Consider the following 14,330-nt stretch of genomic DNA (forward strand, 5'->3'; position numbering starts at 1 on the left):
TCCGGTGTCCGGAAATTTTTCCGGACCAACTTCGCGGACGCATAACCGGAGAAGGAAATTACATGGCTCTTCCAGAGTTCACCATGCGCCAGCTGTTGGAAGCAGGCGTACATTTCGGACATCAAACGCGCCGCTGGAACCCGAAAATGGGTCGCTATATTTTTGGCGTGCGCAACAGCGTCCATATTCTTGATCTGCAGCAGACGGTGCCGATGTTTCACCAGGCGCTGACGGCGCTTCGCGATGTCGCGGCCGGAGGCGGACGGGTCCTGTTCGTCGGCACCAAGCGTCAGGCATCCGAACCCGTTGCCGACGCGGCGCGCCGAAGTGGCCAATACTATGTAAATCACCGTTGGCTTGGCGGCATGATGACCAACTGGAAGGCCGTTTCCGGGTCGATCAAAACCTTGATCAGTCTCGAAGAAAGATTGGCTGACGAGAACCTCGGTCTGACCAAGAAAGAAATTCTGCAGCTCACCCGTAAGCGCGATAAGTTGGATCGCGCGCTGGGCGGCATCAAGGACATGGGCGGCGTTCCCGATATCCTCGTGGTGATCGATACGAATAAAGAAGATATCGCCGTTTTGGAAGCTCGCAAATTGGGCATTCCCGTGGTCGCGGTGGTGGATAGCAACTGCGACCCTGAATTGATTACCTATCCGATTCCCGGAAACGATGACGCAATTCGGGCCGTGAGTTTCTATTGCGACCTGTTTTCGCGCGCAATTATTGATGGCCTGCAACAAGAATTGGCCGCATCTGGCGCCGATATCGGCGAATCACTTGAAGCACCGATAGAAGAGATTCCGACCGAAGCTGCCGTTGAAGACGCGGCGGCGGAAGTCGTGGCGCCTGAAGCGGAAACTCAAACCAAAGCGGAGACTGAATCGCCAGAGCAACCCGCCGAGGCAGAATCTCAAGAGGCGCCGGTCGCTAGCCCCGCTTAGGGCGGATAACAACAAATTTTTGATGACGAACGCGCCGCCCGATATCGGCGCTGGAGCTGAGGAGTTAGGAATCATGGCCGAGATCACGGCAGCGTTGGTCAAAGAGTTACGCGAAAAAACCGGCGTCGGAATGATGGATTGCAAGAAAGCGTTGGGTGAAACCTCCGGCGATTTAGAGGCGGCTGTCGATTGGCTGCGCAAAAACGGCCTGGCCGCCGCCGCAAAAAAATCCGGGCGTGTCGCCTCGGAAGGTCTCATCGGTCTCGCCGCCGGTGAAAATTCAGCTGCGCTCGTAGAGGTGAATTCTGAGACAGACTTCGTATCGCGCAATGAAGAATTCCAGAATGCGGTGCGCGACGTAGCGGCCCTCGCATTGACCTGCGGTGGCGATATCGAAAAATTGGGCGCGTCGGAATATCCCGGCAAGGGTCATAGCGTCGAAGCCGAAATTACACAGCTTATTGCGACAATTGGTGAGAATATCAGTGTTCGGCGTACAGCCGTGCTATCTGTCGATACCGGCGTGGTCGGCAGCTACGTGCATGCCGCATCGGCGCCGGGCCTGGGCCGGATCGGCGCGCTTGTGGCCATTCGTTCCGAGGGCGATAAAAAAGCGTTGACCCAGCTTGCGCATCAACTCGCTATGCATGTGGCTGCGGCAAGCCCGCAGGCTGTTTCTATCGAGGATCTCGACAGCAACGATGTGGAGCGCGAACGCGCTATACTCCGCGAGCAGGCTGAGGGTTCGGGCAAGGCCGCCGAAATCATCGACAAAATGGTTGAAGGCCGATTGCGGAAATATTATGAGGAAGTTGTTCTTCTAAATCAGACGTTTGTCATAGACGGTGAAACTAAAATCTCATCACTAATCGAGCAATTGCAAAAAGACCTGGGTAGCACCGTCGAGGTCGCCGGAATACGCCGTTTCGCGCTTGGAGAGGGAATCGAGCGCAAAGTAAGTGATTTCGCGGCTGAGGTCGCAGCACAGCTCAAATAGAGTCCATTCCTGTCACCGCGCCTCTGAAACATGGAGGCGGAGAGATCTTTGATGTAAGGTCACTGCCTGGGCGGTTTGAGCCCTGAATTTGCTGGCACGCCTAATCTGTGGGTCCCGGGTGGTATCACTGGGGCGCGCAAGACAATTTAAACGTCACATCCTGCGTAGAGTCTCGGGAGTACTTATGGATCCTGGCACCAAATTTCATCGCATTCTCCTCAAAATATCGGGAGAAGCGCTGATGGGAGATGAGCCATACGGAATTGACAGCGACACGGTGGGCCGAATCGCTGTTGATATTGCTGACGTTCACCGCCAAGGCGTACAAGTTTGCGTAGTGGTAGGGGGCGGCAATATCTTTCGTGGGATATCCGGCGCCGCGGCCGGAATGGAACGCGCTAGCGCCGATTATGTTGGCATGCTGGCGACGGTAATGAACGCGTTAACTATGCAGTTCGCGTTAGAGAAAATCGATGTGACAACGCGTGTGCTGTCCGCCATTCCGATGGCGACCGTATGCGAACCCTATGTCCGCCGCAGAGCCATTCACCATATGGGCAAAGGGCGGCTGGTAATATTTGCGGCAGGCACGGGCAATCCGTTTTTTACCACCGACACGGCGGCGGCGTTGCGGGCGGCCGAAATGGGATGTGACGCCTTGTTTAAGGGGACTAAGGTCGATGGCGTCTATTCCGCCGACCCCGAATTAGACAGCAGCGCCGAACGGTACGATAGACTGAGCTATTTGGATGTTCTGTCGCGCGACCTCAAAGTGATGGACGCTTCGGCAATATCATTGGCACGGGAAAATCGAATTCCGATTGTCGTATTCTCGATTCGCCAGCCTGGCGGATTGAGCGCCGTCTTAAAGGGAGATGGTGCCTATACAATCATTGGTGAACGGGAGTAATCCAATGGCAGAAGAACCCGATGTTGATGATTTGCAGCGTCGTATGAACGGCGCTCTTGAAGTGTTGAGGCAAGAGTTTTCTGGTTTGCGAACCGGGCGCGCTTCCGCAAGTTTGGTCGAGCCTATAATGGTCCCGGCATATGATACCGAAATGCCGTTGAATCAGGTCGCTACCGTTAACGTACCTGAACCGCGAATGATCAGCATTCAGGTCTGGGATAAATCGCAGGTTAAGGCGGTGGAAAAGGCGATTCAGAATTCTGGATTGGGCCTCAACCCTGTTGTGGACGGGCAGAATTTGCGCATCCCGATTCCAGAGTTGAATGAGGAGCGCCGCGCAGAACTTGCAAAAATTGCCGGGAAATATGGCGAGAAGGCCAAAATTTCTGTGCGCAACGTGCGCCGCGATGGCATGGACAAACTGAAGAAATTGGAACGGTCAGGAGACGTCAGCGAAGATGACGCCAAAATTTGGTCCGATGAGATTCAGCAAATAACCGACGACATGATAAAGAAAATCGTTGAGGCGCATGAAAGTAAGGAAAGCGAAATTCTCCAAGTCTAAGGCGGTGGCGCTCGCCCCTGAATTGGTCGATCCGATTGCCGTGCCGAGGCATGTCGCCATTATCATGGACGGCAATGGGCGCTGGGCTCGGGCGCGCGGTCTACCGCGTATCGCCGGGCACAAGCAGGGCGTGGAAGCCGTGCGGTCGACTGTTCGCGCGTGCTCAGATCTTGGCATTTCCTATCTGACGATTTATGCGTTTTCTTCCGAGAATTGGAAACGTCCCGCGACCGAGGTCGATGATCTCATGGGGCTTCTCAGGCTGTACATTCGGCGCGAGCTGGCGAGCCTGGGACGTGAAGGCATACGCATTCGATTCATCGGAGATCGCAGTCGTCTCGATGCCGACATCAACCGTCTCATTTCGGAATCAGAAGAAAACACGAAAGACAACAAGGGGTTGATTTTCACTGTGGCCCTTAATTATGGCGGGCGGCAGGAAATTCTCGAGGCAGCGCGGCTATTCGCGCAAAACGTCCGCGACTGCAAGTTAAATCCCGAAGATATGAACGAGCAGCTATTTGAAAGCTATTTACAAAGTACCGACATGCCGGACCCAGATTTGCTTATTCGTACCAGCGGTGAGCAACGGTTGAGCAACTTCCTCCTTTGGCAATCGGCGTATACCGAGTTTCTCTTCACCTCGATATTGTGGCCAGACTTTGGGCGCGAACATCTCGAACAAGCCGTCCAAGAATATCAGCGCCGCGAACGCCGCTACGGTGGCAGCAGCGACTAGACGAAATTGGGCCTTTCTGGGCCGGCGCCTGCTTACTGGCGCGATTTTGGCTAGTTGCGCCGTGGTCGCGGTTGAAGCCGGTGGCGTCGTATTCTTGGCCGTTGTGACTGCACTCGCCGTCATTGTGACATTTGAGTGGATCAAGATGAGTTGTCGGGGCCAATCGCGCGCGACATTGATCGTATCGATCGTCACGGCCTTAGCGAGTGCCATTATGTTCGCCATTTGGGATGGTGAGAAGGCGCTGATCGCCGGCGTTGTTGGCACCGTTCTGGTTGGATTGGTCGCCAGATTCGAAAAAAATAACCCAATTTTGGTCGCCGCCGGTGTAGCTATTTTCGCCTTATCTTTGATTTCCACATATTGGCTGCGCATAGAAAATGGTACCGGACTCGTCACAGTTTATTTGCTGTTTGTCGTCGTATGGGCGACCGATTCTGGCGCCTATTTGATCGGCAGTTTCTTAGGCGGCGCTCGTATTGCGCCCCGCATTAGTCCGGGAAAGACATGGGCTGGAGCAGCCGGCGGATTCGTCTTCGGAATTCTCTTCGGGATTGCATTAACAATCCTTTTAGTCAGCGTAGGTATGCTTGCAGAAATGCCCAACCTGGTGACCATTGCTGCCGCCAGTGCGCTCTTTTCTCTTTTCGCGCAATTTGGCGATTTAGCCGAATCAAGCGTGAAACGTTTGTTTGGTGTCAAAGATAGCGGCTCCTTGCTGCCAGGCCATGGTGGTGCGCTTGACCGACTGGACAGTTTGATTTTTGTGGCGCCACTTCTTGCATTGGCCGTTTTTCTCGCCGGCGGTTCGGGACGACTGTTATGGGCGGGAGGTTGAATATTGCCCAGTGAAATCCGTGGGTTAGTCATTCAAGGCGGCGGAATGCGCGGAATATATTCCGCCGGTGCCGTCAGTGGGCTGGCGGATGCTGGATTGGCGCACAGCTTCGCTCATATTTACGCATCTTCGTCGGGCGCCATAAACGCCGCCTATCTGATGTCTGAACAAACGGATCTGGTCGCCGCCGGGTACGCCGATCACTTGAACAGCGATTCTCCCTTCATTCGCTACTGGCGGTTAAACAAAATGGTCGATATCGATTTTCTTATCGATAACATTCTCAGGCACTCCGAGTTCCCTCTGAATGTGAAGGCAGTCATTGATTCGCCGACAATTCTGCACGTTATCCTGACCGAATTCATGACTGCGCGGCCATTCGAAATATCCAGCAAGGATGTTGCGGTGCGCGATTCCAGCGGAAACTTGTTGTTTGAGGTATTTCGCGCCACCGCCGCGTTGCCAGTTTTCTATAACCGCGTTATTGAGATTGACGGCAAAAAATTTGTCGACGGCGGGATTAGCGACGCCATCCCATTAATCCGGGCGATCGAAGCGGGATGCACGGATATTATTGTTGTGACAACTCGAAATTCGCGATTCAGACGTGAAAGAACGGACGGATTGAAGCGTTGCCTGGGCCGTCTGGTCCTGGCAAGGCACCCGCGGTCTTTGAGCGACAAACTGTTGGACGAAGACGGGCTGTTCAACAAAACGATGAATCTCCTGCAAGAGCGGGGAAGATTAGGCGGTGATCTGCGTATCACTTGGGTCGCGCCGAGCGATGAATCGCGGCTGGTCGGGCGCACCACGCGGGGGCGCGCCCGACTCTGGGATTGTGCCCAAATGGGGCGCGATGACGCGATTCAGGCTCTCGGCGTATCTGTTCCTTAAATCAATCTCTTAGCCGGTACGCAGCGGCCTTGAAAAGCGCCGGTTCGGACCCTAGACTCAAGTATCATGCTAGTGTGATGTAGAGTCGCGCCACGAGAGAGCCGGTATGCGCTGCGGCAATCTTCGAACTGGATAAACGGCGCGAGACTTTTGACACCCGTGCGGCAAGACACGAACGCGTTATCGCCTCGAACGTCGCTGCCATGCGGATACCGATAGGTAGAAATGGATAATATCGTCGATACGCTAAACTATATTTGGCCATTCCTCGTGGTGATCACCCCCGTGGTTTTCTTCCACGAGCTTGGGCATTATTTGGTCGCCCGTGCCAACCAGGTAAGCGTAGAAGTTTTCTCCATCGGCTTCGGCCCGGAGCTATTTGGCATCAATGACCGTCACGGCACGCGGTGGAAATTCAGTTTGTTGCCGCTCGGCGGATACGTGAAATTCGTTGGTGATTCAAACGCTGCGAGCACGTCGCCGACCGAAGAAGTCAACGAAATGACGCCCGAGGAGCAGGCGAAATGTTTCCACAATAAGAGCGTGGCGCAGCGCTCGGCCGTCGCAGTGGCGGGGCCAGTCGCCAACTTCATCCTATCGATCGTGATATTCGCAATATTGTTTGCCACCGTCGGACAACAAGTTACGCCAGCTATTGTCGGCGCTGTAATGGAAGGCAGTGCGGCCGAACAAGCTGGATTGAAGTCGGGCGACGAATTTCTGCAAATAAATGGACAGGATGTTTCCCGTTTTGAAGATATTCAGTCCACAGTCCTTCTAAATTTGGGAGAACCGCTCGATATCGTCGTGTTGCGGGATGGTAATGAAATGATCATTCGGGCGGAGCCGCGCATGGTCGTCGCGGAGGACACATTCGGAAACGAAACATCGAGACCGCAACTTGGAATCAGCGTGCCGCAGGTCACCTTCACTCAGCACGACCCCGGTACCGCCATATGGCAAGCCGTCAAGCAGACGGCATTCGTGATTAGCGCCTCCGGCAAAGCCGTGGGGCAGATGATAAGCGGTTCAAGGTCCACGGAGGATCTCGGCGGGCCAATTCGCATCGCTGTCATGTCCAGTCAGGTTGCCGCCGGCGGGATTGCCGGCCTCGCATTCTTTCTGGCGGTGATATCCGTCAGCCTCGGATTGATTAATCTTGTGCCCATCCCTGTATTAGATGGCGGGCACTTGCTGTTTAATTTCTTCGAAGCGTTGATGGGGCGCCCGCTCAAACCACAGATTCAGCAAATTGGCCAAGCCGTCGGCCTCGTCCTGATCATTGCCCTCATGGTTTGGGTAACGGGTAAGGACATTCTCGGGCTGGCTTCGTGATTCCATTTAACGGGGAATTACGCTCGACCATTATGCGCATCGTGCCATGCCCAATTCGTTCCCTTGCCGGACTATTCGGACTATTGATGATTTTTGCGTTGGTCTTGCCGGCCGTGCCGGTCAGGGCTCAAACAACAGTTCAAGACGTGTTGGTGGAGGGTAACGAGCGAATTGAGGCTGAGACCGTGCGCTCCTATCTTTCGATATCGGTCGGAGATGTGTTCGATGCAATTGAAATAAACGATTCCCTCAAAAGCCTTTTCGCCACCGGTCTCTTCGCCGATGTAACAATCCGTCGCGAAGCCGGTGATTTGATCGTGCGCGTCGTTGAGAATCCGATCATCAACCGCGTCGCGTTTGAGGGTAACAAGCGGATAGACGACGATGCCCTGGAGAGTGAGACGCAGCTTCGCGCGCGCGTCGTCTATACCCGCACGCGGGTTCAAAGCGATGTTCAGCGGCTGATCGAAATCTACCGACGAAGCGGTCGATTTGCAGCGCAGATCGAGCCAAAAGTAATTCAACTCGCGCAAAATCGTGTTGACCTGATTTTTGAAATCGACGAAGGGCCGCTGACTGGAGTTCGACGGATCAGTTTTGTCGGCAATAAACGTTTTGGTGACGGTGAATTGCGCGATGCGATCCAGACCCGCGAGTCTGCGTGGTGGCGCATCTTAACTTCTGACGATACCTACGATCCAGACCGACTCACCTTTGACCGGGAACTTCTGCGAAAATATTACTTGGGCAGGGGGTACGCTGATTTCCGAGTAATTTCGGCAGTGGCTGAATTAACTCGGGATCGAAAAGATTTCTACGTCACCTTTACGATTGACGAAGGTGCGCGGTACAAATTCGGCGATCTAAGCATAAATGCCAATTTGCGCGATCTACAAGCAGAGTCTTTGGACCCCTTCATAACCACGATTTCGGACGAATGGTATGACGCTGATGAAGTGGAAGATACCATTCAGGCGTTGACGGATGCGGTCGGCAACTTGGGCTACGCATTTGTAGACATTCGCCCCAATATAAAGCGCAACCGCGAAGACCGCCTCATAGACGTGGCCTATGATATAGAGGAAGGGCCGCGCGTTTACGTGCAGCGTATTAACATCGTTGGCAACGTGCGGACATTGGACAAAGTGGTGAGACGTGAGTTTCGCCTGGTTGAAGGCGATGCGTTCAACGCCGCTAAGATCCGACGTTCGCGTCAGCAAATCAGAAATTTAGGATTGTTCGAGACGGTCGAGGTCGATACCGAACAAGGCAACCAACCCGATCAGTCGGTCCTGACGGTGGCCGTTACAGAGAAATCAACTGGCGAACTAAGTTTCGGCGTTGGAATATCGAGTCTTGACGGAATCCTAGCTGATATCAGCATCCGCGAACGCAATCTCTTGGGGAGGGGTCAAGACCTGCGCTTAGGACTGCAATTTTCGACCCGCCGTCAGGAAATCGATTTGAGTTTTACGGAGCCGTATTTTCTCGACCGAGACGTCGCGGCCGGGTTCGACGTTTTTCGCAAGGATGTCGACTTTCAGGATGAAAGTTCCTTTGACCAGCAAACGCTTGGATCCACTTTACGCGCCGACTATACCGTCGCGGAAGATCTTCGCCACGGACTGCAATACACCTTGCGCCAAGATGAAATCAGCAATGTGGATGTAGGCGCCTCGCGGCTGATCAGGGAGCAAGCGGGCACCTCAGTCACCTCATCTATTGGGCATTCCCTCACATATGACAAACGCGATAGTCGGATCAAGCCAACTGAAGGTTATCGCGTACAATTTGGCCAGGAAGCGGCGGGCTTGGGCGGGGATGTGCACTTTCTAAAGCATACGCTCACCTCTTCCTACCATGTGCCGCTATGGTTGGATTGGGTTGGCAGTGCAGTTTTGCGCCAGGGTCACATTACCGGATTGGGGGAAGACGTACGCATTAACGATCGATTCTTTTTGGGCGGCGCAACTCTGCGTGGTTTCGAACCCGGCGGTGTTGGTCCGCGGGACGGTATTACAGACGATTCTCTTGGCGGCAATTTATTTTATTCAGCCACAGCTGAAATCACTGTCCCTCTCAACTTGACCAAGGATCTTGATGTTGATGCCGCGTTATTCTCCGATATCGGCACACTTACTCAAGTCGATGATAATGGCGCCGAGATATTGGATGTTAGTGATCCGCGCGCGTCGATCGGAATTGGCTTCGCCTATTCGTCTCCGTTTGGTCCCATACGGGTTGATTACGCGCGAGCAGTACTAAAGGAAGGTTTCGACCAAACGGAGAATTTCAGATTTAGTTTCGGAGCAAGATTTTGAGCAAGATTCAGTATTTCATTTCGGCGCCACTGGTTTTGTTGGCGCTAGCCTTACTTCATGCGGCGTCGCCGGTCGCCAAAGCGCAGAATACGGAACCTGTAATCATTGCGGTCGTGGAGTTACAGGCGATCATGAGCGATGCTGCAGCAGCAAAATCGGTAAAAGCGCAAATTGAGGGTAAGCGCACTCAGTACCAAGTGGAGATAACGTCCGAGGAAGCCCGCTTACGCGAGCTTGAGCAAGAGCTCGCACGGCAGCGTTCAGTTCTTTCACCAGAGGCCTATGCCGCGCGGCGACGAGAGTTCGAGGGAGATGTTGCAGCGGTTCAACGAATCGTGGTGGATCGCCGGCGCGAATTGGATCAAGCCTACGCTGGCGGGGTGCGCCAATTGCAAGTCGAATTATCGAATATCATCGCTGAAATTGCTACTGAGCGCGGGATTACCCTCGTCATTCCCGAGGTGCAAACCTTGTTTGTCGACAAAAGCTTAAGAATTTCACGTGAAGTGCTCCGGCGCCTCGACGAACGATTGCCGGATTTGACGCTGAAATTTGGACTGAACTGATACGGACCGATGGCAGATCCGCGATTTCATTCATGTGCCGGGCCATTCACATTGGCCGAATTGGCAGCCTTGATTGAGGCCGAAATGGGCGAAAATTCCGACCCTGATCTGCGGCTTGTTGATGTCGCGCCTTTGGATCGGGCGAGCGCCGAGCACTTAAGTTTTCTGGATAATCGAAAATATATAGCAGCTTTTGAAAGCAGCGATGCGGCAGCTTGCATCGTCAGTCCAGGCCTCGCAGCGAGAGCTCCGAAAGACATGGCGCTATTGCTATCCACCAATCCCTACAAGGCATATGCGCTGGCAGCGCAAGCTTTTTACCCTGTGCCGGCGCTGAAACCAAATATAGCTGAAACGGCCTTTGTTGAGAGCAGCGCGCGCGTTGATCCGACGTGCCGTATAGAACACGGCGTCGTTATAGGCGCCAATGCGATCGTCGGGAAAAATTGTTTGATCGAAGCCAATGTCGTGATCGGGCCGTCCGTTGTGATTGGTGACGACGTGACGATTGGCGCCTGTACATCGCTCAGTCATTGTCTGATCGGCGACCGGACGCGTATATATCCGGGCGCGCGTATCGGCCAGGATGGATTCGGGTTTTCGCCGGATCCAGGTGGGCATACCAAGGTGCCGCAACTGGGGCGCGTGATTGTCGGCGAGGATGTTGAAATAGGCGCCAACTCGACGATCGATCGGGGTAGTGGGCCCGACACGATCATTGGTCAGGGTTGTTGGATCGACAACCTCGTTCAAATCGGGCACAACGTGGAACTGGGCAGAGGATGTGTCCTCGCGGGCATGGTGGGCATTGCAGGCAGTGCGAAAGTCGGGGATTTTGTGTTTTTTGGCGGGCAGGCGGGTGCGATCGGACATATTACGATCGGTTCAGGGGCGAAAGTCGCGGGACAAAGTGGCGTTACCAAGAGCATTCCACCAGGTGCAACGATAGGCGGAACACCGGCCGTGTCCATCCGGGACTGGCACCGGCAAAGCATCATACTGTCCAAGCTAATCGACAAGGACGAGTAGTTTTATGAATGAAGCCAGCGAGAAAGGGGTTGTCGAAACCCTTGATATTGAACAGATCATCGAGGCGATTCCGCATCGCTATCCTTTCTTGATGATTGATCGGATCCTCAATGTGGTCCCTGACGAAAGCGCGCTCGGCTTGAAGAACGTGTCGATCAACGAGAACTATTTTCAGGGGCATTTTCCGCGCCGGCCAGTCATGCCCGGCGTTTTAATTATTGAAGCGATGGCGCAAACTGCGGCCGTGTTGGTCGTAAAAACGCTTGGGCCGGACATGGCTGGCAAGCTCGTGTACTTCATGTCGGTGGATAATTGCCGTTTTCGCCGGCCTGTATTTCCTGGGGATCAGCTAATGGTGCATGTGAGCAAAAAACATCGACGCCGAAACGTCTGGAAATTCGAAGCGGCCGCCAAGGTTGATGGTGAGACAGTCGCCGAAGCCACATATGCGGCGATGATTTTGGAAGATACATGACGAATATTCACCCGACCGCCATCGTTGATTCCAAAGCTGAGCTGGCGGACGACGTATCAATTGGTCCGTACTGTGTCGTTGGCGAGAATGTCATTCTGGGCGGCGCTGTTCGCCTCATATCCCATGCAGTTGTCGACGGTCATACTAGGATTGGCGCCGGCACTGTAATTTATCCGTTTTCCTCAATTGGGCTGCCGCCGCAGGATTTGAAGTATTCCGGCGAGCCCTCTGTGCTGGAGATCGGCACAAACAACGTCATCCGCGAACATGTTACCATGAACCCGGGCACCGAAGGCGGCGGCATGATAACGCGCATTGGTGACAACTGCCTCTTTATGGTGGCATCGCACGTCGCCCACGACTGTCAAATCGGCGATCACGTGATCATGGCGAACAACGCGGCGCTTGGCGGACATGTTTCGGTCGGCGAGTGGGCAATTTTGGGCGGCCTATCAGCGATTCATCAATATGTCCGTATCGGTCGTCACTCTATTGTCGGCGGAATGACCGGCGTTGAACATGACGTCATTCCCTATGGTTCGGTGATGGGTGACCGTGCGCGCCTGGCGGGACTGAATTTGGTCGGGTTGAAAAGGCGCGGTTTCAGTAGAGATATCATTCACGACATGCGCCGCGCATTCCGTTTGCTTTTCGCTCAGGAGGGCAACATGACGGAGCGCCTGGCAGACGTTTCCGATCTTTTCAATAAAATTGAACCGGTCATGGATATCGTCGATTTTATTCAAGAGGAAAGCACACGGCCGATTTGTCAGCCGAAGGGAGACGGTGCCAACTAAGCTTGGTATCCTTGCGGGCGGCGGACCTCTGCCGGCCCGTATTGTGCAATCATGCCTGGCAGCCGGGCGCGACGTATTCGTCATCGCCTTCGAGAATGAAGCGGATCCAAAAACCTGTGAGGGCGTTTCGCACGTATGGATGCCGCTCGGCAAGGTCGGTGCGACCATTAATCGCTTAAAGTCAGAAAATTGCTCGGACGTCGTATTTGCCGGCCCGGTGCGCCGGCCCTCTTTTTCCAAGCTTAAGCCGGACATGCGCGCCATCAGACTGCTAGGCAGAATTCGAAAAGCCGCTGGGCAGGGTGACGACGCGATTCTTTCAATTTTAGTCGAGGAACTGGAAAACGAAGGTTTCCGGGTCGTCGGTGCGGATGATTTGCTCAACGACGTAGCGGCGCCCGAGGGAATATTGGGTGATCGGATCCCTGGTGATATCGATCAAAAAGATATCGTGTTGGGCACGAGGGTCGCCCAGGCCTTGGGCGTTCTGGATGTGGGACAAGCGGTTGTCGTCCAGCAGGGTGTGGTGCTTGGAGTCGAGGCAATTGAGGGAACCGATGCCCTGTTGGAACGATGCGCGGGTCTCAAGCGTGAAGGGCAGGGTGGTGTTCTGGTGAAATTGAAGAAACCCCAACAGGAACGTCGGGCCGACCTGCCGACCATCGGCGCAGATACCGTGCGGCACGCGGCCAAAGCCGGGCTGAATGGCATCGCTGTCGAAGAGGGGCAATCTCTTATCCTGGATCGTGCTGAAGTCGTTACGGAGGCGAACCGGCTCGGCCTGTTTGTGGCCGGAATTCGGGCGTGAGTGACGCCGCAGAGCAGGCTCCGCTTTTTTTTCTGGTTGCCGGCGAGGTGTCCGGCGACGTGATAGGTGCGCGCCTGATGTTGGCGCTAAAGGCATTGACGGACGGAAAGGCCAGATTTGCCGGCGTTGGCGGTGAACACATGCGGCGCGCCGGATTGAAAAGCCTGTTTCCGATGCACGAGCTTTCAGTCATGGGCATATTCGAAGTCTTGCCCCACATCCCAAAACTACTGCGGCGAATTCGCCAAACCGAACGGGCTGCAAGGCATCTCTCGTCCGATATTGTCGTCACCATAGATTCGCCCGATTTTTGTTTCCGTGTCGGCAAGCGCTTGAAGGGAAGTGGTATACCCGTCGTGCATTATGTCGCGCCGCAGGTTTGGGCCTGGCGTCCCGGGCGGGCAGGCAAGATAGCCAAATTTCTCACACATTTGCTGCTGCTATTTCCGTTTGAGGAAAAGTATTTTGACGGAACCGGTCTGCAAACGACGATTGTCGGCCATCCCCTGGCCGAAGGCTTTATTGGCGATGCCGATGGCGCAGCGTTTCGCCGCGACCATGGCATTCCAGCAGGTGAATCATTACTCGCGATCCTTCCTGGTAGCCGGCACTCAGAGGTATCCCGGCATTTGCCGATTTTCGGCGAAACAGTAAATTCTCTGGCGGCGCGTAAGACGCTCGGCTGGGCCGTCATTCCAGCGGTACCGGCGCTGCGCAAGGAAATCTCAACGGCCGTGGAAAGTTGGAATGTTAAAGCGGTGATCATCGACGGTAGTGAACGAGAGGCTAAGTACGCCGCGCTAGCCGCCAGCAACGCAGCATTGACATCCTCAGGCACGGCAACTCTCGAGCTGGCGATCGCCGGCGTGCCGATGGTGGTTGCCTATCGCGCCAATCCGGTCACCGTTGCGGTGGCGCGGAAGGTCGTGCATGTGCAGCACATCGCTTTGGCCAACATTGTCGCCGGACGCCGTGCAGCCCCCGAGTTTTTGCAAGAGGCATGCACGCCAAGTCATCTCGTGCCGGCGGTCGAGAACATATTGCTTGACCCGGCAGCTCGAGCTGATCAAATCGAATGCTTCCGCATCGTTTCGCGGCAATTGGGAATC

General features: G+C 54.6%; 15 protein-coding genes. All 15 read left to right on the forward strand.

Annotated elements, in window-relative coordinates; all coding sequences use genetic code 11:
• The first annotated feature begins 62 nt into the window (after nt 1-62).
• Nucleotides 63-947, forward strand: a complete 885-nt coding sequence (gene rpsB, locus O3A94_06720) for a 30S ribosomal protein S2 (GenBank protein ID MDA1355945.1) — start codon at nt 63-65, stop codon at nt 945-947.
• A 73-nt stretch (nt 948-1,020) separates the two neighbouring features.
• Entirely contained in the window at nt 1,021-1,944 is a 924-nt protein-coding gene (tsf, locus tag O3A94_06725) for a translation elongation factor Ts (GenBank protein MDA1355946.1), read from the forward strand.
• 184 nt (nt 1,945-2,128) lie between these two features.
• Nucleotides 2,129-2,854, forward strand: coding sequence for a UMP kinase (gene pyrH / locus O3A94_06730; protein MDA1355947.1), 726 nt, complete (start codon nt 2,129-2,131; stop codon nt 2,852-2,854).
• 4 nt (nt 2,855-2,858) lie between these two features.
• Entirely contained in the window at nt 2,859-3,419 is a 561-nt protein-coding gene (gene frr, locus O3A94_06735) for a ribosome recycling factor (protein ID MDA1355948.1), read from the forward strand.
• The gene (locus tag O3A94_06740; GenBank protein MDA1355949.1) at nt 3,385-4,158 is read left to right on the forward strand and encodes an isoprenyl transferase; all 774 of its coding nucleotides are present in this window, start codon (nt 3,385-3,387) and stop codon (nt 4,156-4,158) included. The genes frr and O3A94_06740 overlap by 35 nt, the downstream gene beginning before the upstream one ends.
• Nucleotides 4,142-4,996 carry a phosphatidate cytidylyltransferase gene (locus O3A94_06745; GenBank protein ID MDA1355950.1) on the forward strand — a complete coding sequence of 285 codons (855 nt, stop codon included), beginning with the start codon at nt 4,142-4,144 and terminating at the stop codon, nt 4,994-4,996. Before O3A94_06740 ends, O3A94_06745 begins: the two co-directional genes overlap by 17 nt.
• 3 nt (nt 4,997-4,999) lie before the next feature.
• Nucleotides 5,000-5,890, forward strand: coding sequence for a patatin-like phospholipase family protein (locus tag O3A94_06750; protein ID MDA1355951.1), 891 nt, complete (start codon nt 5,000-5,002; stop codon nt 5,888-5,890).
• 225 nt (nt 5,891-6,115) lie between these two features.
• A complete protein-coding gene (locus tag O3A94_06755; protein ID MDA1355952.1) occupies nt 6,116-7,225 on the forward strand; it encodes an RIP metalloprotease in 1,110 nt (369 codons plus the stop codon).
• Nucleotides 7,222-9,546, forward strand: coding sequence for an outer membrane protein assembly factor BamA (gene bamA / locus O3A94_06760; protein ID MDA1355953.1), 2,325 nt, complete (start codon nt 7,222-7,224; stop codon nt 9,544-9,546). The genes O3A94_06755 and bamA overlap by 4 nt, the downstream gene beginning before the upstream one ends.
• Nucleotides 9,543-10,112 carry an OmpH family outer membrane protein gene (locus O3A94_06765; protein ID MDA1355954.1) on the forward strand — a complete coding sequence of 190 codons (570 nt, stop codon included), beginning with the start codon at nt 9,543-9,545 and terminating at the stop codon, nt 10,110-10,112. Before bamA ends, O3A94_06765 begins: the two co-directional genes overlap by 4 nt.
• Nucleotides 10,113-10,121: 9 nt before the next feature.
• A complete protein-coding gene (gene lpxD, locus O3A94_06770) occupies nt 10,122-11,141 on the forward strand; it encodes a UDP-3-O-(3-hydroxymyristoyl)glucosamine N-acyltransferase (protein MDA1355955.1) in 1,020 nt (339 codons plus the stop codon).
• Nucleotides 11,142-11,145: 4 nt separating this feature from the next.
• Nucleotides 11,146-11,616 carry a 3-hydroxyacyl-ACP dehydratase FabZ gene (gene fabZ, locus O3A94_06775; protein ID MDA1355956.1) on the forward strand — a complete coding sequence of 157 codons (471 nt, stop codon included), beginning with the start codon at nt 11,146-11,148 and terminating at the stop codon, nt 11,614-11,616.
• Nucleotides 11,613-12,413, forward strand: coding sequence for an acyl-ACP--UDP-N-acetylglucosamine O-acyltransferase (gene lpxA / locus O3A94_06780; GenBank protein ID MDA1355957.1), 801 nt, complete (start codon nt 11,613-11,615; stop codon nt 12,411-12,413). The genes fabZ and lpxA overlap by 4 nt, the downstream gene beginning before the upstream one ends.
• Complete coding sequence (lpxI, locus tag O3A94_06785) at nt 12,403-13,221, forward strand: UDP-2,3-diacylglucosamine diphosphatase LpxI (GenBank protein ID MDA1355958.1); 819 nt, start codon at nt 12,403-12,405, stop codon at nt 13,219-13,221. The genes lpxA and lpxI overlap by 11 nt, the downstream gene beginning before the upstream one ends.
• A partial coding sequence (gene lpxB / locus O3A94_06790; GenBank protein MDA1355959.1) for a lipid-A-disaccharide synthase occupies nt 13,218-14,330 on the forward strand: 1,113 nt, incomplete at its 3' end. The genes lpxI and lpxB, both read left to right, overlap by 4 nt.

The sequence above is a fragment of the Pseudomonadota bacterium genome, from assembly GCA_027624955.1.
GTDB lineage: Bacteria > Pseudomonadota > Alphaproteobacteria > UBA828 > UBA828 > PTKB01.